Annotated in this window: 15 protein-coding genes; 12 read left to right on the forward strand and 3 right to left on the reverse strand. The window is 29.4% G+C overall.

Annotated features, from left to right (window positions below; genetic code table 11):
- Together ACKTTQ_RS06075 and ACKTTQ_RS06080 are read right to left on the reverse strand one after the other, a co-directional pair.
- On the reverse strand, positions 1-1,776 hold the full coding sequence (locus tag ACKTTQ_RS06075) for a chloride channel protein (RefSeq protein ID WP_408048671.1): 1,776 nt from the start codon (positions 1,774-1,776) through the stop codon (positions 1-3).
- A gap of 7 nt (positions 1,777-1,783) precedes the next feature.
- Positions 1,784-2,497, reverse strand: coding sequence for a DUF6503 family protein (locus tag ACKTTQ_RS06080; RefSeq protein ID WP_093869381.1), 714 nt, complete (start codon positions 2,495-2,497; stop codon positions 1,784-1,786).
- 102 nt (positions 2,498-2,599) lie between these two features.
- Between ACKTTQ_RS06080 and ACKTTQ_RS06085 the strand changes: the two genes are divergently transcribed.
- The 12 genes from ACKTTQ_RS06085 to ACKTTQ_RS06140 all read left to right on the forward strand — a co-directional run bounded on the left by ACKTTQ_RS06085 (position 2,600) and on the right by ACKTTQ_RS06140 (position 18,319).
- Positions 2,600-3,103 (forward strand): hypothetical protein, encoded by a 504-nt coding sequence (locus ACKTTQ_RS06085; RefSeq protein WP_408048672.1) that lies wholly within the window; start codon positions 2,600-2,602, stop codon positions 3,101-3,103.
- 65 nt (positions 3,104-3,168) lie between these two features.
- A complete protein-coding gene (locus tag ACKTTQ_RS06090) occupies positions 3,169-3,840 on the forward strand; it encodes a hypothetical protein (RefSeq protein ID WP_299132382.1) in 672 nt (223 codons plus the stop codon).
- Between the two features lies 1 nt (position 3,841).
- A complete protein-coding gene (locus ACKTTQ_RS06095) occupies positions 3,842-4,849 on the forward strand; it encodes a PspA/IM30 family protein (RefSeq protein ID WP_093869378.1) in 1,008 nt (335 codons plus the stop codon).
- 21 nt (positions 4,850-4,870) lie between these two features.
- Positions 4,871-6,418 carry a phosphate ABC transporter substrate-binding/OmpA family protein gene (locus ACKTTQ_RS06100; RefSeq protein WP_408048673.1) on the forward strand — a complete coding sequence of 516 codons (1,548 nt, stop codon included), beginning with the start codon at positions 4,871-4,873 and terminating at the stop codon, positions 6,416-6,418.
- Positions 6,418-7,389 (forward strand): ABC transporter permease, encoded by a 972-nt coding sequence (locus tag ACKTTQ_RS06105; protein WP_113786407.1) that lies wholly within the window; start codon positions 6,418-6,420, stop codon positions 7,387-7,389. The genes ACKTTQ_RS06100 and ACKTTQ_RS06105 overlap by 1 nt, the downstream gene beginning before the upstream one ends.
- A 2-nt stretch (positions 7,390-7,391) precedes the next feature.
- A complete protein-coding gene (locus ACKTTQ_RS06110; RefSeq protein ID WP_408048674.1) occupies positions 7,392-8,201 on the forward strand; it encodes an ABC transporter ATP-binding protein in 810 nt (269 codons plus the stop codon).
- A 56-nt stretch (positions 8,202-8,257) separates the two neighbouring features.
- Positions 8,258-9,640 carry a hypothetical protein gene (locus ACKTTQ_RS06115; protein ID WP_408048675.1) on the forward strand — a complete coding sequence of 461 codons (1,383 nt, stop codon included), beginning with the start codon at positions 8,258-8,260 and terminating at the stop codon, positions 9,638-9,640.
- Positions 9,641-9,650: 10 nt separating this feature from the next.
- Complete coding sequence (locus tag ACKTTQ_RS06120) at positions 9,651-10,898, forward strand: hypothetical protein (RefSeq protein ID WP_408048676.1); 1,248 nt, start codon at positions 9,651-9,653, stop codon at positions 10,896-10,898.
- A gap of 11 nt (positions 10,899-10,909) precedes the next feature.
- Complete coding sequence (locus ACKTTQ_RS06125; RefSeq protein ID WP_408048677.1) at positions 10,910-12,262, forward strand: hypothetical protein; 1,353 nt, start codon at positions 10,910-10,912, stop codon at positions 12,260-12,262.
- A gap of 516 nt (positions 12,263-12,778) precedes the next feature.
- Positions 12,779-14,677, forward strand: a complete 1,899-nt coding sequence (locus tag ACKTTQ_RS06130) for an AAA family ATPase (protein ID WP_408048678.1) — start codon at positions 12,779-12,781, stop codon at positions 14,675-14,677.
- Positions 14,678-14,685: 8 nt separating this feature from the next.
- Positions 14,686-17,448: an AAA domain-containing protein gene (locus ACKTTQ_RS06135; RefSeq protein ID WP_408048679.1), complete on the forward strand. Its 2,763-nt coding sequence runs from the start codon at positions 14,686-14,688 to the stop codon at positions 17,446-17,448.
- Entirely contained in the window at positions 17,414-18,319 is a 906-nt protein-coding gene (locus ACKTTQ_RS06140; protein ID WP_408048680.1) for a 2OG-Fe dioxygenase family protein, read from the forward strand. Before ACKTTQ_RS06135 ends, ACKTTQ_RS06140 begins: the two co-directional genes overlap by 35 nt.
- Before the next feature lie 57 nt (positions 18,320-18,376).
- Here the strand turns inward: ACKTTQ_RS06140 and ACKTTQ_RS06145 are convergent, their stop codons facing one another.
- Positions 18,377-19,828 (reverse strand): FAD-dependent oxidoreductase, encoded by a 1,452-nt coding sequence (locus ACKTTQ_RS06145; protein WP_408048681.1) that lies wholly within the window; start codon positions 19,826-19,828, stop codon positions 18,377-18,379.
- Positions 19,829-19,906 lie beyond the last annotated feature (78 nt).

The following is a 19,906-nucleotide window of genomic DNA, read 5'->3' on the forward strand; positions in this document are numbered from 1 at the left end:
TTAAACAGTAAGTTCAATTAATTTAGTTCTGTACGCAGATAGTAGTTTAGATTTAGAAATAAAACCAATATATTTTTTGTTTTTGATAACGGGTAAATTCCATGCGCCGCTTTCTTTAAATTTCTGCATTACTTTTTCAATACTATCATCATGAAAAATAATAGCTGGAGCACTTTTCATAAGTACTTGAATTGTTAGCGTGTCATACATTTCTTGTTCAAACATTAACGGACGAATATCGTCTAATAAAACAATACCTAAAAAACGATGTTCATTGTCTAAAACAGGAAAAATGTTTCTTGATGATTTTGCAACGGCTTCTTTTAGCATTTTCCCTAGTGTCATTTCTGGGTGAATTATTTTAAAATTTTTTTCAATTAATTTATCGATACGCATCATCATCATCACATTCTTATCTTTATTATGCGTAATAAGTTCCCCTCTTTTTGCTAGTTCTATTGTGTATATTGAGTTTGAAACGAAGTATTTTGTTAAGGCGAAAGATATAGCAACTACAAGCATTAAAGGGACAAAAAGATCGTAACCACCAGTAATTTCTGCAATTAAAAAAATAGCAGTTAAAGGAGCATGTAGTACGCCTGCCATTAGGCCGCTCATTCCAATTAATGTAAAGTTACTTTCAGAAACTTGACCACCTAACTCATTTATAATTTTAGCAAATACATTACCTAGTGCACTCCCCATTACTAAGGTAGGTATAAAAATTCCTCCTACTCCACCAGCAGCAAAAGTAGTGGTCATTGCAATAGCTTTAAAGACTGTTATTAAAAGTAAAAAAAGAACAACTATCCAAACGTTGTTAAAATCAATTTCATAAGGAAGGTCACTAAGTGCTTCTTGAGCATTGTGTTCTAATAAACTATTAATTATATTATAACCTTCACCGTACAAAGGTGGTATTAAATATAACATAAAACCAATAGCAAAAGCACCAATAATCAATTTGTGAAAATCACTCTTGAAACGATTAAAAAAATGAGTGATTTTAAAGTAAATTTTAGAAAAATAAACAGAAGCAATTCCTGTTCCTAAACCTAATAATATATAGAAAAATATATCGTTAATTAAAAAGTCATCTTGAAGTTTAAACCCGAGTAAAACATCTTTACCTAAGAAAAAGTAAGAAACAATAACTCCTGAAACTGAAGCTAATAAAAGAGGTACAAGAGAGGCAAAAGCCAAATCTAAACTAAAAATTTCAACAGCAAAAATGATAGCGGCAACTGGGGCTTTAAACATAGAAGATACGGCTCCCGCTGTTGCACATCCAATTAATAGCATTCTGGTTTTGGTATTCATATGAAATAGCTGTGCTATTCCAGATCCTAACGCTGCTCCAGTACTTACAGAAGGGCCTTGTAAACCAACAGAACCACCGAAGCCAACAGTTATTGGTGCTGTAATAAGCGAAGCGTACATTTTATATTGTTCAATAATTCCACTACGCTTTGAGATAGCATGTAAAGTTGTTGAAATGCCATGACCAATTTCCTTTTTAATAATTTTATTTTTAATGTAGTAAACCAAAAATAATCCAATAATTGGAAAGATAAAATATAAAGAATAATGAATATCTTTTATAAACTTTCCTTCTAAAATATATTGAAAAAAGTAGGTTAGGTTTTTTAGAATTAATGTACCAATTCCTGCTAAAAAACCAACTAAAATACTTAAAATATAAATGAATTGACGTTCAGAAATATTTTTGTACCTCCAAATAAGTATTTTTTTAAATAACGTTTTAGTATTAGGCATAGTTAATTTAAATCGAGTTGCTTTTTTCTAAAATATCACTTCCTAAATACTTGTTGTTTTTATTGTAATACCAAGCTCTATTTTTAGGCATTTTAATATCATTAATAATCTCTTCTTCTGACAATAATATATACTCACCACTATCTTTAGTGTTTTTAAAAAACTGATAAACTTCCATGGAATACGTTGTAGGATTAAAATAGAAATACCAAGTATCTTTGCCAACGTCTTTTTCATAAGTAACCTTTAAAACGATATAGTCTTGTCCTTTAAAATTTTTTCGCGTTGTTTTATTGTGAATTATAGTTCCTTTATCTTTTAGTTTCATAGGAAGACCATATAAGTAGGTGTAATAATTTTTATAAAGATTAGCTCGTTTACAGCTTAGATTGTGTTCTTTTTTTGTTTTTTCTGAGAGGTTGATTTTCTTGTTAAATTCGATTTTACAAATACCTTTGTTGATAGAATACTCTGTAGTATTTTTATTTTTAAAAGCTTTTAAATAAAAATAATCAGACGGTAGGTCAATTGTAATTTCACTATTTCGAATTGGAGAATTAGGAGTAACCATATTCACCCATAATGTGCCCTTAAATGTTTTCCATTTATTATTTGGATCATGATATTGAATAGATTTCTCTAGTAATTCGAGTCCAGTTAATTCTTGGGAGAAAGATAAAATTGATAAAAGTAAAGCAAGAAGTGTGATTGCGTTTTTCATAGATTAAAAGTAACAAATATTCCCTAATTTTTTTATAAGTATATTGCTGAATCATTTTTTTTAACCTTAATAGAGCTATAAAACACAAGTAAATTACTTCAAATGACTGTACAAGATATTATAAACTTACTTAGTAATAAATCTAATATAATTATTAATTACTACGTTACATTACTTATTATTTCTTTATGTGGGTTGCTGTTTGTTAAGGCACAGGATTTTAAAGCTCCGATCAATTATTTATACACAATTTTAATATATGCAGCTGTAATACCAGGATTGTTATCGATAATTTTAGTGGTTTATAATTTTTTCTTCTTAGGCCAAAACTTGATAACTCTTCAAGTGGTAACTTATTATTTGCCAATTATAGCTATGATTGTATTGTTATTAATCATAAAAAAAACAATCCCGTTACAACGAATACCTGGTTTTAGTAGATTGTCAGGGTTATTTATTATGATTTTCATAGCATTTATTGTTACCTATTTTATTCAACGAATTTTTATAGGTATCTTTTTTATTGGGAGCTTTATACACTTGATAGGTGTTTTTATAGTGCTTCTTATTGTGTTAAAAATAGGTTGGAGTAGGTTTGTTAAGTAATAACAATGCCTTTGTATACCTTATAATTCGTTATTTTTTTTAAATTTGTTAAAATTTGATTATTTATGCTAAAAAATTTAAAATCACTATTTATAGTAGATGATTCATCAGATGAAAAGAAAGAGCCTGAAAATAAAGAAGGAAAAGAGACTGCTGTAAAAAAGACAGAACAACCTGCAAAAAATAAAACTACTGTAAATGTACCTCCTACAAGTAAGGGAGCCGTTGATAATGCTATTATTGATAAGTTACTACAAGCTATAGAGAAAAATAATTTAGAAGGATTTGACTATTTGGAGTTTAAAAAAGCATTAAAGGCTTTAGAAAAAATCCCAATGGATGAAGCAACAAAATACAGATCAACTTATGCAACTGCATCAACAATGGGAGTTACATTAAGTAAGTTAATCGATTCAACAAAACATTATATTAGTGTTTTAGATAATGAAAACAACTCTTTTACAAAAGCTTTTGAAGGACAGTTAACCACTAAGGTTGGAGACAAAGAAAAAGAGATTGTTCAATTTGATGCTATAATTAAAGAAAAATCACAAAAAATAAAACAACTTACTGAAGAAATAACAAAACATCAGGCACAAATTTCTGAATTAAGAAAGGTTGTTGATGAGAGTAAAGCGAAAATAGATAAGACTAAAAATGATTTTAAGCTTTCTTATCACCATCTAAGAACACAATTAGAGCAAGATGTAGAAAAAATGAAACAATATTTAAAGTAATATGGAAAATTTAAAACCAAAATCTTTTTGGGAAAGACCTGAAGGAAAAACAGGAATGTTATTTACAGGTTTATTAGGAGCAGGAGCTTTATACGGGTTGTATAAAGTACTTCCATATTTAATAACTATTGTTGAAAATACTTTGTATTTAGGAGTTTTATTAGCTGTTTTGGGAGCTGTTATTTACATGATCTTAGATCCTAAAATGAGAAACTTGATTTTCTATATGTATAAATCATTTATGCGTTGGATAACTGGTATATTTATTCAGATTGATCCAATTGGTATTTTAAAAAGTTATGTAGACGATTTAAAAAGCAATTTGAAAAAAATGAATAAACAAATTGCTGTTTTAAAAGGACAGATGAGACGTTTACAACAAATTATTAACGAAAATAAGAAAAGTATAAATAGTAATTTAAAACTTGCAAACGCAGCTAAGCAGAAAGACAAGAAAGGAATAATGATTTTGAAGTCTAGAAAAGCAGGTCGTTTAAAAGAATCTAATTTACGATTGGATGAACTCTATAGAAAATTAGAAATTTTATATAGAGTATTAACCAAAATGTATGAAAATTCTGAAATTTTAGTAGAAGATATTGAAGATCAGGTAACTGTTAAGGAACAAGAAAGAAAAGCAATACGAGCAAGCCATTCAGCTATGAAATCAGCTATGGATATTATTGCTGGAAATTCTGATAAAAAAGAAATGTTCGATAGAGCTTTGGAAGCAATTGCAGATGATGTAAGTATGAAAATTGGTGAAATGGAGCGTTTTATGGAAATGTCAAATAATTTCATGGATTCTATTGATTTACAGAACGGTATTTTTGAAGAAGAGGGACTGGAATTATTAGAAAAATGGGAAAAAGAAGGAGTTTCTTTAATATTAGGAAACCAAAAAGATATATTGGTAAATGATAGTCATAGTGTAGATTTAGATGCACCAATATTAAAAAATAATAGAGGAAATCAAGATAATCAATATTCAGATTTATTCAACTTTTAACAACAAATCAAATTATAAATTATGGCAGGAAAAAGACTAACTCCATTTTCAAAAATACTTATTGTTTTAGCAATAATTGGAGGGGTGTATTACCTATTAAATAAATTACGTGACCCTAAAGTAAAGCAAAAAATAAATGAAGTTACTTCAACATCTAGTTCTAAATCAAAAGATGGATACAAAGATGTTATTAATGTAGGTGTAGTAACTTGGGGTGGTTATGCAGGTGGACAATATTTTAATGAAGGATTTGAAGCAAATACGAACTCTAGATTTTACAAGGATTATGGCTTTAAGGTAAACTTTAAGGTAATTGATGATTTTGATGCTTCAAGAGATGCATTTAAAAATGGAGATATTGATTTAATGTGGGCAACAATTGATGCTTTTCCTACTGAAGTTGAAGGATTATCACAATACCAACCACAAGTAGTTTTTCAAGCAGACTGGAGTCGTGGTGGTGATGCAATTGTTGCAAGAAGAGGAATTAGTAAGGTTAGTGATTTAAAAGGTAAGAAAATTGCAGTAGCGCCTATGACGCCTTCTCATTCGTTTTTAATTTGGTTATTAGAAGCTGGAGATATTAAAACAAGTCAGGTGAAAATTGTAGAGGTACCAAGTGCTATTGATGCTGCAGACGCTTTTAAAAGTGGAACAGTTGATGCAGCAGTAGTTTGGAGTCCAGATGATGCTGATTGTGTTAGTAAAGTTGCTGGAGCACGTGTGTTAGAAAGTACTAAAAATGCAACACATATCATTGCTGATGTATTTGTTTCTAAGAAAAATTTTATTGAAAAAAATAAAGAACAACTTCGTGACTTATATGAAGGTTGGATGATTGGAGCTTCTGAACTTAATAATTCAGATGCGAATAAAAGAAAAGCAGCGAAAATTTTAGCTGAAGGTTTATCACAACCAGAAGATTTTTGTTATGATGCAATTAATAATGTACGTTTAGCAACTCATGGAGATAATGAAAACTTTTTTGGTATGAATCAAAATTATAATGGTGTTACTGGAGAAGATTTATACAACAAAATGAAAGTGAAGTATAATAACTTAGGATATAATACTTCAGGAGCAAAAAGCTGGAGGTTATTATCTACAAGAGATTTAGTATCTAAAACAAAATCATTAACAGGTGCAAATCATACTTCTGAAAAACAAAAAGAATTTACGGCAGCAAGTGAAACTGTAGCTAAAAAAGAATCACTTTCTTCTAAAAAAGTAAGTATCACTTTTAGAACTGGAGAATATCAGTTAAGTGATAATGCAAAGCAATTAATAGATGTTCAATTTACCCCAATTGCAAGAGCGTTTGCCAATGCTCGTATTAGAATTGAAGGGAATACTGATAATGTAGGAGGAAGATCTTCTAATATTGCGCTTTCTAAAAGAAGAGCCAATTCTGTTGCTCAGTATTTAATAAGCGAACATAATATGCCAAAAAATAGATTTATTATTGTTGGTAATGGTCCTGATAAGCCTATTGCTGGATGTGAAAGGAATCAAAATGATAATTGTAAGGCAAAGAATAGAAGAACGGACTTTGAATTAGTAGTAGACTAATGAGTACTGATTTTAAAAAATTATTTGAGTTACGTGGAGAACTAGACTCAAAACAAAAAATTACGCTTACCATTTTGGGAAGCGTAATTCTTGTTTTAATATGGTTCTTAATGGCAGAAGTTTTATCAAATTCTGTTATCACACAAAATGGATCCATAAACGTTTCAACGTTAAAGCAAGAAAATAAACTGTATTATGAAAATGATTCTATATTAGTTGCTAGTTATGATAAATTAGAACTTTTAAATAAAGAAGAATTAGAGCAATATGGATTGATAAAAAATAAGGTATACCCATTGTTACCTTCTCCTATAAAAGTAATTAAAGCATTTCCTGAATTAAATAGAGATGATGATGTAATTGGAAATACATTCTTTTCTATAAAATTAAATATTTTTGGTTATTTATTAGCAATAGTTGTAGCTATTCCTATTGGTTTTTTATTAGGGTTAGTACCTTTGTTTAGAGGCTTATTTAGTAAAATTATAGACTCGTATCGTTTTATTCCATTAACAGCTGTAACCGGTATTTTTATTATGTGGTTAGGTTTAGGAAGTCAGATGAAAGTGTCGTTTTTAGCCTTTGGTATAGTTGTATATTTAATTCCGGTAGTTGTTCAACGAATAGATGAGGTTCAAAAAGTATATTTAAATACGGTATTTACTTTAGGAGCTTCGCCTTGGCAAACAATAAAAACGGTTTACATTCCTTATGTACTTTCTAAATTAATTGATGATATTCGAGTGCTAACGGCTATTTCTTGGACCTACATTACTATTGTTGAAATGTTAAATAAAGGTGGTGGAATTGGTGAGTTAATATGGACAGCGAAAAGACAAAGTAGAATAGATAAAGCTTTTGCTATTCTAATAATTATTGTAGTTATTGGAGTATTACAAGATAAGATTTTTGTAATGATTGATAAAGTATTATTTCCGTTTAAGCATGTAAATAAAGGTAACAAACATTAGCTATGGCATTAGAATTTATAGATAATCCTACTACAGGAAATATTATTGAGTTACGCAACATACATCAATCGTATAATAACGGAAAAACTCAAATAATTGAAAATTTAGATTTATTAATTGAAGACAAACCTATGCAGGGGCAATTTGGTGTAATTTTAGGAATGTCAGGTTGCGGAAAATCAACCTTACTAAGGTATATAGCTGGACTGCAAGAACCTACTTCTGGCTCTGTATTGGTAAAAGGTAAACCTGTAAGTAAAGAAAATAGAGTAAGTATGGTGTTTCAACAATACTCTTCTTTACCATGGATGACGGTGCTAGACAATGTGGGTTTAGGATTGCAGTTTCAAGGAGTTTCTAAAAAAGAAAGAGATGAACGTGCAATGGAAATGATTCAACTAGTAGGTTTAGATGGGCATCAAAAAAAGTATGCTCAGTATCCAAACTTATCTGGCGGACAATTACAACGTGTAGCAATTGCTAGAAGTTTAATGTCGAATCCAGAAATTTTATTAATGGATGAACCTTTTGGTGCATTAGATGTGAAAACACGTTTACAAATGCAAGATTTATTAATTGGTATTTGGGAAAAATTTAGTCCAACTATTTTGTTTGTAACACATGATATTCAAGAAGCAGTGTATTTAGCAGATGATATTTATATAATGAAGCATGCACCTTCAAATTTTGTAAAGCATATAAATGTTGATCTACCTTTTAATAGAACTAGAGAAACGAAGAGGTTAGCACATTTTGATGAGTTAGTACATCATGTTGAAGATGCTATGATGCAAATTGATGCTGGAAATTAGGTGATTATTTTACAATTATATATTTTTGCGGTAAATTAATTATCAATAAAAATAGTATGAAAATAAAAATTGCAGCCATTGCTATGATGGCTATTTGCGTTAATGCCAAAGCACAAAACGAAGTAAGTAGTTATTTCCAAGTTAATGCAGATAATGGAAGTGGGTATGTTGCCTCTAAGATATTTTTAAAAAGTCATTCCGACTATAGAGGAGCAGGAATATTTACTTTAGGGCAAACAAATAATTGGTTTATTGGAAACCCTTATACCGATCATGCAAACAGTTTTATGATTGGTGTAAGTAATAATAATGAGCTAAATACAGCGAGTTCTCAAAAAAGTTTTGCTAAATTTTATTTAAACAAAGATGGTGAAGTAGGTATAGGAACTTCAGATCCAAAAGCTAAATTAGATATTAGAAATGGACACCTTTATGTTGGGGATGAGACTTTTTCAAATCCAGGTAGTTGGGGACAAACTATTAATATTGATGATAATGTACATTCAAGAATTTTAATAGAAGAGAGACAGACAGGTGTTCAAACAGCTCTATGGTCACATATGGGAGGGAATTCTAAAGTAGGAACTATATCAAATCATGATTTTGGAATTATGACAAGGAATGTTGCCCGAATGACAATTAAAACTAATGGTTATGTTGGAATTGGAACAGGAAACACAAACCCTCAAACTCCTTTAGATGTTAAAGGGATTATAAAAACATCTGATAATAATGGAAACGTCCTTTTTATGTCATCAGATACTAATGGAAGTTACATGAGAGCTTTTGGTAGTCAAAATATTAACTTCAGAAATACAGGAGGTTCATCAATGGTGAATTTTAACTTAGCTGATGGTTCTGGCGTGTTTAAAGGAAAAGTGCAATCAAGTTTTTTCTCTGTAATTGGTAGTGATCATACATCTAAACTTAATAGTAATATATTACAGTTTTCTAGAAATGGTTATTCTTATATAGATAATAATCATGTAGGTGGAGCAATTGCTATAAGAACTGGAGGTACAGCTAATGTTGATTTTATTGTTAATTCAGATGGTAAAGTAGGAATAGGAACCACTACTACAGGAAATCACAAGTTAGCTGTAGAAGGATCAATAGGAGCAAGAGAAATAAAAGTAGAAGCAAGTGGTTGGTCAGATTTTGTATTTGAAAAAAACTATAACTTGCCAACACTTACTGAAGTAGAAAAACACATTAAAGAAAAAGGACACTTAAAAGATATCCCTAGTGCTAAGGATGTAGAAAAAAATGGATTCTTTTTAGGTGAAATGGATGCTAAATTATTGCAAAAAATTGAAGAGTTAACGTTGTATACATTACAGCAAGAAAAAAGGTTAAAAGAACAGGATAAAAAATTTGAAAAACAAGAAAAAGAGCTAAAAGAGTTAAAAATTTTGGTTAAAAGGTTATTAGAAAAATAAAAAAAAAATTATGAAAACAAGAATGAAAATTACTATTGTAACAATAGTAGGGATGTGCATGGGGGTTACTGCACAAAATGAAGTCAGTACTTACTTTCAAGTTAATGCAGACAATTCAAATGGATATGTCGCATCAAAAATTTATTTAAAAAGTCATAGTAATGACAGAGGTACTGGACTGTTTACTTTAGGGCAAACCAATAATTGGTTTATAGGAAACCCTTATACTGATCATGCAAATAGTTTTATGATTGGGGTAAGTAACAAAAGTGATGGTATTGACCCAGTTGCTCAAAAAAGTTTTGCTAAATTTTATTTAAACAAAGATGGTGAAGTAGGGATAGGAACAACAACACCAAGTGCTAAATTAGAAGTAAAAGGGGATGGAGTGTTTAATGCAACCGATGATACAAACGGGATAGCATTACATATTAGAAATACACAAGGAAATAACTCTTTTACATTTAGAGGTTTTACAACTAAAGGACAATTACAAGCACAAAATAGTTTACCTTTTGAAATTAAAGAAACATATGGAAAAACATGGTTTTATGGGAGTAATGGAGGTAATGTGGGAATAGGAACAACAAGCCCTGATAAACAATTAACGGTAAATAGTCAGATTAAAATTTTAAAATCTGGAAATGCAAGAACTCAAGGAGATAAAGCTGAATTGATTTTTGGAGAGATTAATTCTGATTTTTATTCAGGGAGTATTCGATTGGAAAACACTATTTCTAATCCTGGGTCTGTAAACCCCAAAATGGTTTTTTCATTACAAGATGTTAATAGTTATACTCCTGATAAAGTGAAGGATAGAATGACAATTCTCTCTAATGGTAATGTGGGGATTGGAACAGCAGATACAAAAGGGTTTAAATTAGGGGTGGATGGAAGAGTCGCAGCTACAGAAGTAAAAGTAGCATCCTACGCTAATTGGTCAGACTTTGTATTTGAAAAAGAATATAAATTACCAACACTTATTGAAGTAGAAAAACACATTAAAGAAAAAGGACATTTAAAAGATATCCCTAGTGCTAAGGATGTAGAAAAAAACGGATTCTTTTTAGGGGAAATGGATGCTAAGTTATTACAAAAAATTGAAGAGTTAACGTTGTATACTCTTAAGCAAGAGAAAAAATTAAACTCACAAAGCAAAGAAATTAAGGCGTTAAAACAGCAAAATTCTAAAATAGCTAAACAAGAAAAAGAACTAAAAGAACTAAAAATTTTGGTTAAAAGGTTATTAGAAAAATAAAAAATATTTTTATGAAAACAAGAATGAAAATTACTATTGTAACAATAGTAGGGATGTGCATGGGGGTTACTGCACAAAATGAAGTCAGTACTTACTTTCAAGTTAATGCAGACAATTCAAATGGATATGTCGCATCAAAAATTTATTTAAAAAGTCATAGTAATGACAGAGGTACTGGACTGTTTACTTTAGGGCAAACCAATAATTGGTTTATAGGAAACCCTTATACTGATCATGCAAATAGTTTTATGATTGGGGTAAGTAACAAAAGTGACGGTATTGACCCAGTTGCTCAAAAAAGTTTTGCTAAATTTTATTTGAACGCCAATGGTAGGGTTGGAATTGGAACGACATCTCCAGAAGGGAATTTACAAATAGGTAGTGGAACTTTAAATGGTTTAATTACACTTGGAGGAGGAAAAGGATATTCATCAATTGGCTCAACACGTTCTGATGGTGGTTTAGTTTTAGGAAAAAATATTTATACGAGATATAATGGAGGAGATGATAATTTTGTTGCAAGAGTTGGTAAAACAAAAACTGATGGCTTTTCAGGAATAAAAATGGGACAAAATGGGCAAATTGATTTTTTTGGAAAAGAAGGAAATGTAACTCTTGACGAAGTTGCTAATTCTAACCAAAATATTAAATTAAGAATTGATACAAAAGGTAATGTAGGTATAGGAACAATAAATCCAAGTACTAAATTGGATGTGGCATCCAATTCATTTGGATTACCAGCAACTTCAGGTAGTTCACCAAATGGTTTTTTAAGAATTGGTTTTACAGATAGAAGCTGGGGTGGAACTGAAATTTTATCAGGTATAATTAATAGTCATAATCAAGATTATGCTGGATACATACAAGCTAAAAATCCAATTAATTATTCCCAAAATAGAACATTTTTAATAAATCCTCAAGGAGGAAAAGTGGGAATTGGAACAGAAAACATTCCTTCTGAATATAAACTTGCAGTAGCAGGGAAAACAATAACAGAAGAAGTTAAGGTTCAATTAAGAGAAAATTGGCCAGACTTTGTATTTGAAAAAAACTATAATTTACCAACACTTACTGAAGTAGAAAAACACATTAAAGAAAAAGGACACTTAAAAGATATCCCTAGTGCTAAGGATGTAGAAAAAAATGGATTCTTTTTAGGTGAAATGGATGCTAAGTTATTACAAAAAATTGAAGAACTAACCTTGTATACATTGGAGCAAGAGAAGAGATTAAATGAAAAAGATAAAGAAGTTAAGCAATTAAAAGAACAGAATTCTAAAATTGAAAAGTTAGAAAAAGAAAACATAATATTAAAATCACTGTTAGAAAGAGTTACTAAATTAGAGAAGGCGATAAAGAAGTAATTCACTATAATAAAACGTCATTACGAGGAGGCACGACGAAGTAAACTTATTAAAGAGAGTTGAAAAGTTAAGTTTAGAATAAAAAATAAATAGACTACTTTATTTCACTGCGTTTCATTCGTAGTGAGGATTTTAAATGACATTACAAGGAGGAACAACGAAGTAATCTGTTGTTTACTAGTTTAAATTTATAGTTTAGTAATGAATATAAAGACTACTTTATTTCACTTCTTTACGCGCTTAGTGACAATTTTGTTGGTCATTACGAGGAGGAGATACGACGAAGTAATCTTTCAAGTTTGAAGTTAAAATATATTTAAAGTAATTAAAATATACTATTTGTAGCCTTCATAAGTAAAGGTTGTATAAAGAGCAATGTGTTTTTAAAAATAGATGCATCTTTTTATGCAACCTTTTTTATATATTTAAACTTTTCAATTTTTATTTACATAAAATTATGTTAGCTAAATCTAAATAGATTTATTTAATTTCTGTAAAATTATTATAAACAAAGCTATGTACAGTTCAAAACACTATAAAATTGTTGATCGTTTTTTTTTGCTATTAAACGAAACCGATCAGTTGTATTTTTTTAAAGGAAAAACAGTAAATCCAATTAAAATAGTAAGTTTATCGAATGTTTTTTCTTCATTAAAATTAAAAGAAGAAGATTTATTGTTGTTATACTCTACAAAAAAAGATCAAAGTCAGCTAGATTTTATTGTAACATCAAAAAAAATACATACTAAAAACTTGGTGTTGCCATTAACAATAAACTCTTTAGATCATTCTGCATTTAGTTTTTTTCCTAAAGAGCATATAGCCTATTTAAAAAAGTTAATAGAAAATCTTCATTTACAACAAAAAGAAGAAAAAAAGAATTTAGAGTATTTTACAAATAAGTTTAAAGATTTTGTAAATCAAAAAGAGAATGGAGATAAAGATTATGCAATAGCGAATGATTTTTTAGAAATTTTAAAAGAAGAAGGAGAAAAAATACAAGAATTAGCTGAAGATTTAAATAGAAATAAACATTTTTCTAATGTAATCAATACTATTGTAAATAAAACAGATGATGCTATAGAGTTTAAAGCTGAACATGTGATTTTACAAGACATTATAAAAGTATATAATAAAACATATGGATTACATGATGCTAGCAATGAGGAAGCAACATTAAAAGTGAAATTCTTACTAGCTTTTCTGTTTGAAAAACTTCAGGGAAATGATATTATTAGTAGTTTAACAATTGAACGAATTAACAAATTTGTAACGTCTAATAGTTTTGATAAAAATATTGAAATTATACAAAGCGCTTCATTGTTTGACCTGGGAGAAGATTATAAAAATGAGTTTCTATTACCTTCAATATTAAAAAAACTAGACAATAAATACTTTACCAATTCTGGAGCTTTTTTATACCGTATAGCAACATTAATCTCAAAAGCTGACGGAACTATTTCTGAAGAAGAAGAAAAAGCATTGAAAGAAATTAATAATAGTGTATCACATCCTAAACAAAAATTACAAGGAGTAACACAAACTGAAGTAGATGAAAATGAAACGTTGCAAGATGTATTAGATGAATTGAATGAATTGATAGGGTTAGATACTATTAAAATTGCTGTTCAAGAATTAGCAAACTTTTTAAAAGTTCAAAAACTACGAGAAAAAGAAGGGCTAAAATCAGTAAATAATTCATTACACTCTGTTTTTATGGGACCTCCTGGAACAGGAAAAACGACAGTTGCTCGTTTGGTTTCTAAAATATATAAACACCTTGAATATCTTGAAAAAGGGCATTTAATAGAAACGGATAGAAGTGGTATGGTAGCTGGGTATGTTGGTCAAACTGCATTGAAAGTTGAAGAGATTGTGGATACCTCTTTAAACGGTGTGTTATTTATTGATGAAGCGTATGCATTATCAAAAGATAATAAACAAGATTTTGGAAATGAGGCTATAGAGGTGTTACTTAAAAAAATGGAAGATCACCGAAAAGAGTTGGTAGTTATTGTAGCCGGGTATCCTGATGAAATGAAAGATTTTATTACTTCTAACCCTGGGCTACAATCGCGTTTTAATAGATACTTTACCTTCGATCATTATAAACCAAGTGAATTAATTGGAATTTTCGAATTGTTTTGTAGGAAGAATGATTTTGTATTAACTGAGGATGCGAAAGAGAAATTACATTTTATTTTTGATAAGTTTTACGGAAAGAAAGATAAAAACTTTGGAAATGCGCGTGTGGCAAGAAACTTATTCGAAAAAATAATAGAATACCAAGCAAATAGAATTGTGAGTATTGCTCCAATAACAATTGAGATTTTAAAAACAATTGCTGAAGAAGATATTCCGCCAGTAAATAAAACAGTAGAAGAGTATTTACAATTTCAAGAAGAGGAAAATTAGAGGAGAACATGATGCATATTGAAAAGGTAATTTCATATTATCAAAATTGCTACAAACAAGAATTTAGAGAGAATGATGTATTAAGTTTTTTTGGAAGTGCTGTTGATAAACGATTATTCTTTCAAAATATAAATCATCTTTTTAGAGAAGAAGAAAGTACATTACTTGATTTTGATTTAGGAGAAGAGTTGTATAGGTATCTTGAAATTCACAAAAAAAATAAAACACTTATTACTAATAGTTTTTTTATTACAGGAAAACTTAATTTCTTAGGTAAAAAAAGAACTATTTGTGCACCATTAATTGTTACCCCTGTAGAGCTGAAAATTAATAGTGATGGAGTTTATTTTTTTGATTATAAATTTGAAGAAAATAGGTTAAATGAAGCTTTAGTTAATGTTTTAAAACAAAACTTTAGTATCGATGAAGCTTTTATTTTAATGCTAAAATCATTGGTAACTAAGCATAGTTTAGATAAAAAAAATAGTATTGATTTAGCTAATAAGTTAAAAGAGATTATTCCTATAAATACTGATGAACTAAATAAGCTTCCTGTACTTACTACTGATGTTTCTTTAAAAAAAGCACAAAAAGTTGCATCATTAGAAATACATAATTCAGTAGCCTTAGGAATTGTAGATAAAACAAAATCAAGCAGAGATGTTTTGTTTGAAATTGATAGAATAAAAGAGGGTCATTTATATAATGATGCTTTAGAAGCCTTATTTTCTAGAAATAGAAATTCAGTTTATGATGTTCCTAAAAAGAATAAAAAAGAAACAATTTATGTGCCTTCTAATTTGAGTGTAGCTCAAAAAGAAATTGTTCATGAAGTAAAGTCTGGATCTCCATTTACAGTTGTCGTAGGTCCTCCTGGGACTGGGAAATCGTATACTATAGCTTCATTGGCTATAGATATGGTTTACAATAATAAGAGTGTGTTAATTTGTGCTAAATCTGATCAAGCTGTAGATGTTGTAAATGAGAAAATTGTAAACGATTTAGGAATTAAAGGTTTAACAGTAAGAATTGGTAAAGGTAGAGGCTATAATTCTAGGTTAAGAAAAAAATTAGAATCAATTTTAAATTTTTCTACTCGTCAAAATATTAATGAAAAAACTATTTCTTTTTATGAAAAAGAATTGGTAGTAGTAGAAGAAAAAATTAAAGAAATTGAAGAAGAAATTACAAGAAGAGAAATAAAAGAAATAGAAAATGCGCAACTATTTTTGGACTATAATCCTTCATTTTTTAAAAGAATAAAGAAAACCTACGTTTCTAAAAAAATATTAAAAGAAGTCCCATTTTGGCAACTTGTTGAGCTTTTAAATAATTACATACAGAAAAAAAATAGTACAATAAAAAAGATTGTAACCTATTCTATGTCTTATAAAAATCAACAATCTATTAATTATAATAGACAAATGTTTAAAGACTTGTTGCAATTAACAAAATCTACTGATCCAGAAGTTAAAGAACAACTATTTGAATCTATCAGTTTTAAATACCTATTAGAATGTTTGCCAATTTGGATTTCTAAAAGTACAGATATTAGTAATACCCTACCTTTAGAAAACGATATTTTCGATGTTGTAATTATTGATGAGGCTTCTCAAAGTGATATTGCTACTATGATTCCTGTTATTGCTAGGGCAAAAAAAGTAGTGGTAGTTGGAGATCCAAAACAATTAAAACATGTTTCTTTTCTGTCATCATCATCAATGGAAAATGTAGCACTTGATTTAGGTTTAGTTCATGATATTGATGTGTTTAATTATAGAAAAAACAGCTTTCTTGATTATGTTATTCAACGTGTAAATACACAGGCTAATATTCATTTTTTAGATGAACATTATAGAAGTGTACCTAGTATTATAGATTATAGCAATGACAAATTTTATGATGGGAAACTAAAAGTGATGTCTGATATAAAAATACATCAGACTAAAACGGCTGTACATTGGCATTATGTAAAAGGTATAAAAGATAAAAAAGGATTTAATATTGAAGAAGCTTCACAACTATTAAAAGATATAGAGATAATTATAGAAGAAGAAAGAGAACTTCAAAGTGCCATTTGTACTAGTATAGGAATCCTATCACCTTTTAGAGATCAGGTAAATTATTTAAAAAAGAAATTAGAAGAGTTTGACATAAGTACAATTAAAAAACATAAAATAAGTGTAGGAACTCCATTTGATTTTCAAGGAGAAGAAAGAGATGTTATGTTTATTTCTTTTGCAATAGATGATAACACAAGTAATATGGTTTTTCAATACTTAAATAGAGAAGATGTATTTAATGTAAGTATCACTAGAGCAAAATCAAAGCAAAATTTATACTATTCTTTTTCACCTAAAAGCTTTAGTAATACTAATTTATTAATTGATTATTATTCAAGGTCAAATCAAAATGTATCTACTAGAAATGAAGATTTTTTTATAGATGATTTTGCTGAAGAAGTATTTAAAGAGTTAATGCATATAGGAATTAGTAAAAAAGAGGTATTATTTCATCATGCTGTTGCTGGGTACTTTTTTGATATTGTTCTACCGTATAATAATAAAACAGTTTGTGTAGATTTAATAGGTTACCCTGGAGAAATGGAAAAATCTTTTTCAATAGAACAGTATAAAACATTGTTTAGAATTCGTACGCAAATAATAACAATACCATATGCTTATTGGTTGTTAAATAAAAAAGCATGTGTTGATTATATATTAAAGAAACTAGGAAATGGTTACCGAAAAAAACATATCGGCAGTAATTAATAGAGAAATTAAATCTCCTATTCGCATAGGAAGTTTAACAGAGTTACAAATTAATAGAGAAGCGTTTCTAAGCTATTTTCAGCCGTTGTTTGAAAACTTAGAAAACGATGAATATTTGGTGAAAGAAAATCAAATAACGTTTCTAAAAAACAATTTTTCTGAAGATATTGAATCTATAAGTAGTATTCATAAATCTTATTTTGAAAAACAAGTCGGTGTAGAGGTTTTAGAGCCTTGGATTTCTAGATTAACAATTGAACAGAAAAAACAATTTTCACAAATTTCTACAGTAACAAGGCAGCGAAATATTTCAACGTTTACGATTGAAAAAGTTAAAGAGGGATATCAAATTCAACGAGTTGAAGCTGATAGTTTTGAACAAAAGGTAAATGATTTTAGAAGTTGGAAGCGAGAGTTTAAACAAGCAACAGAACAAGCTGTTGAAAATGAATTGTTTTATCAGTTACTTCAAAAGGCGTTTGAATTAGTAGCTAGTATCCACCCTGAAATTTATAAACTAAAAATTACAAGTCATTTTATGAGAACCCTAACAAAAGGAGAAGTGAAAGGCGAGAATTCTCCAGAAGGGATGCATGAAGATGGAGCACAATATATTATTTCAGCATTGGTTGTAAATAGAAAAAATATACTTGGAGGAGAAACTCAAATATTTGAGAAAAAAGATGAGGTAAGAGAACTGATTTTTAATAAAGAATTAGAATTGGGAGAATTTGCTTTTCAGGCTGACACTGGTGAAGAAAAAACTTTTGGTAATGATTTGTGGCATTATGTAACACCTATTCAGCCAGTAGACATGACTGAACAAGGTATTAGAGATATTATTGGATTTGATATTGAAATTATAAAATGATGGGTTGTTTTTTAATACATTCATTAAACTAAAAAAACACAAATTTTCTAATAATCATTATTGCGCTTTTTTTTCTTTTAAAAAGCTTCCCCTTGTTTTATTCCCTTTTTGAAGTACAATATCTGAATGTAAAAAGGACGCGGCGGCGGCAGAACCTTTTACTTTTGAAGCGCTACGTGTTAACATTTCAAGTTCAAAGGCAGTTAATACACTTTTTCGTATTCCAATTTCTTTCCATTTAGATAAAGGACCACAATTTTTAAATATTTTTCGAGCTAACGATAACGCATCTAATAATGCTTGATTTGCTCCCTGACCTTTAAACGGACTCATAGGGTGTGCTGCGTCTCCAATAAGTGTTATTTGTTTTCCTTTTTCTAATAAATCAGGAGTAAGTAATTCTCTATCGTAAACAGGATAACCAGAAATTTTTGATTCGTGAGTTGTTGCTAAAATTTGAGGAATTGGGTGATGCCATTGCGTTCTACGACATGCTTCTTCTTTAAGAGCCTGCCTACCTTCTTTACTTAGTTTTATAGCATCTTTTTCAGTCATAGGGAAACTAAGTTGCCACATTATAGTGTCTTTATCATAAGGCATCATATAAATTCGTTCAATACCATTTGCTGTTTGAAATACGGTAGATGAATCTAATAATGGGCTATTAAGGTTTTCTACATCTTTTAAAGGACAAATACCTAATATTACAATACAGCCTAAGTAACGTAAAGGTGTTTTCTTTTCGCCAATTAATATTTTTCGCATCGTACTGCGAATACCATCAGCTCCTACTACAAGGTCAGCTGTTACATTTTTTACTTCACCATTTACGTTAAAATTAAGTTGAATGCCGTTGTTTTCAGATTCTTTAAAATCTATTAATTGATGGTTCCAGTGTACGGCATTATAGCTATTAAGTTGTTCAAGTAATTCTAAACGTAAAGATTGTCGAGATATATGTACGTTTGTACGTTTAGTGTTCTTTTTTGTGTCGGTTGCTAACCATTTTTTAGCACCCCATTCTCCAATAATTTCTCCATTTGTTTTGTGTACAACATGTTTTGTAGAAACAAGCCCTTTTTTTAGTGAAGTAATACCAAAACCTTGAATAGCTTTACTAGCTTGTTGCAATGTTAATCCATAACCTTGCGACCTTGTATCAAAACTACTATCTCGCTCATAAAGCGTAAAAGGTATTTTACGATGTAAACAAGCAACAGCTAAAGCAACACCACCTATTCCGCCACCAATAATAGCAATGTGTGGATAACTTTCTTTATCAGCAATAGGACGATTAGCAGTAGAGGTTAATCCAGAACCTGTACAATTGGAGCATAAAGAAATTCCGTTTTTAGGAGGAGAAGGAACTGTTATTTCTTCTTTTGATTTTTCGTGTTTTTCTAGCGTTTTTTGGTAACGTAGTTTAGTTTTTTCACTGATTTTTAGTTTTTTTCTACCTTCTCCTTTACACTCTTTACAAACAGACCAATAAGTTTTTTTATTTTTCATTTCTTAGTTAAATTGAAGGTATACTTTTCTAAGTGTTTTCATTTTGGTATAAAACAAATTTGGTATAAGATTACAAAA

Source organism: Tenacibaculum halocynthiae (assembly GCF_964512825.1).
Classification (GTDB): domain Bacteria; phylum Bacteroidota; class Bacteroidia; order Flavobacteriales; family Flavobacteriaceae; genus Polaribacter; species Polaribacter halocynthiae.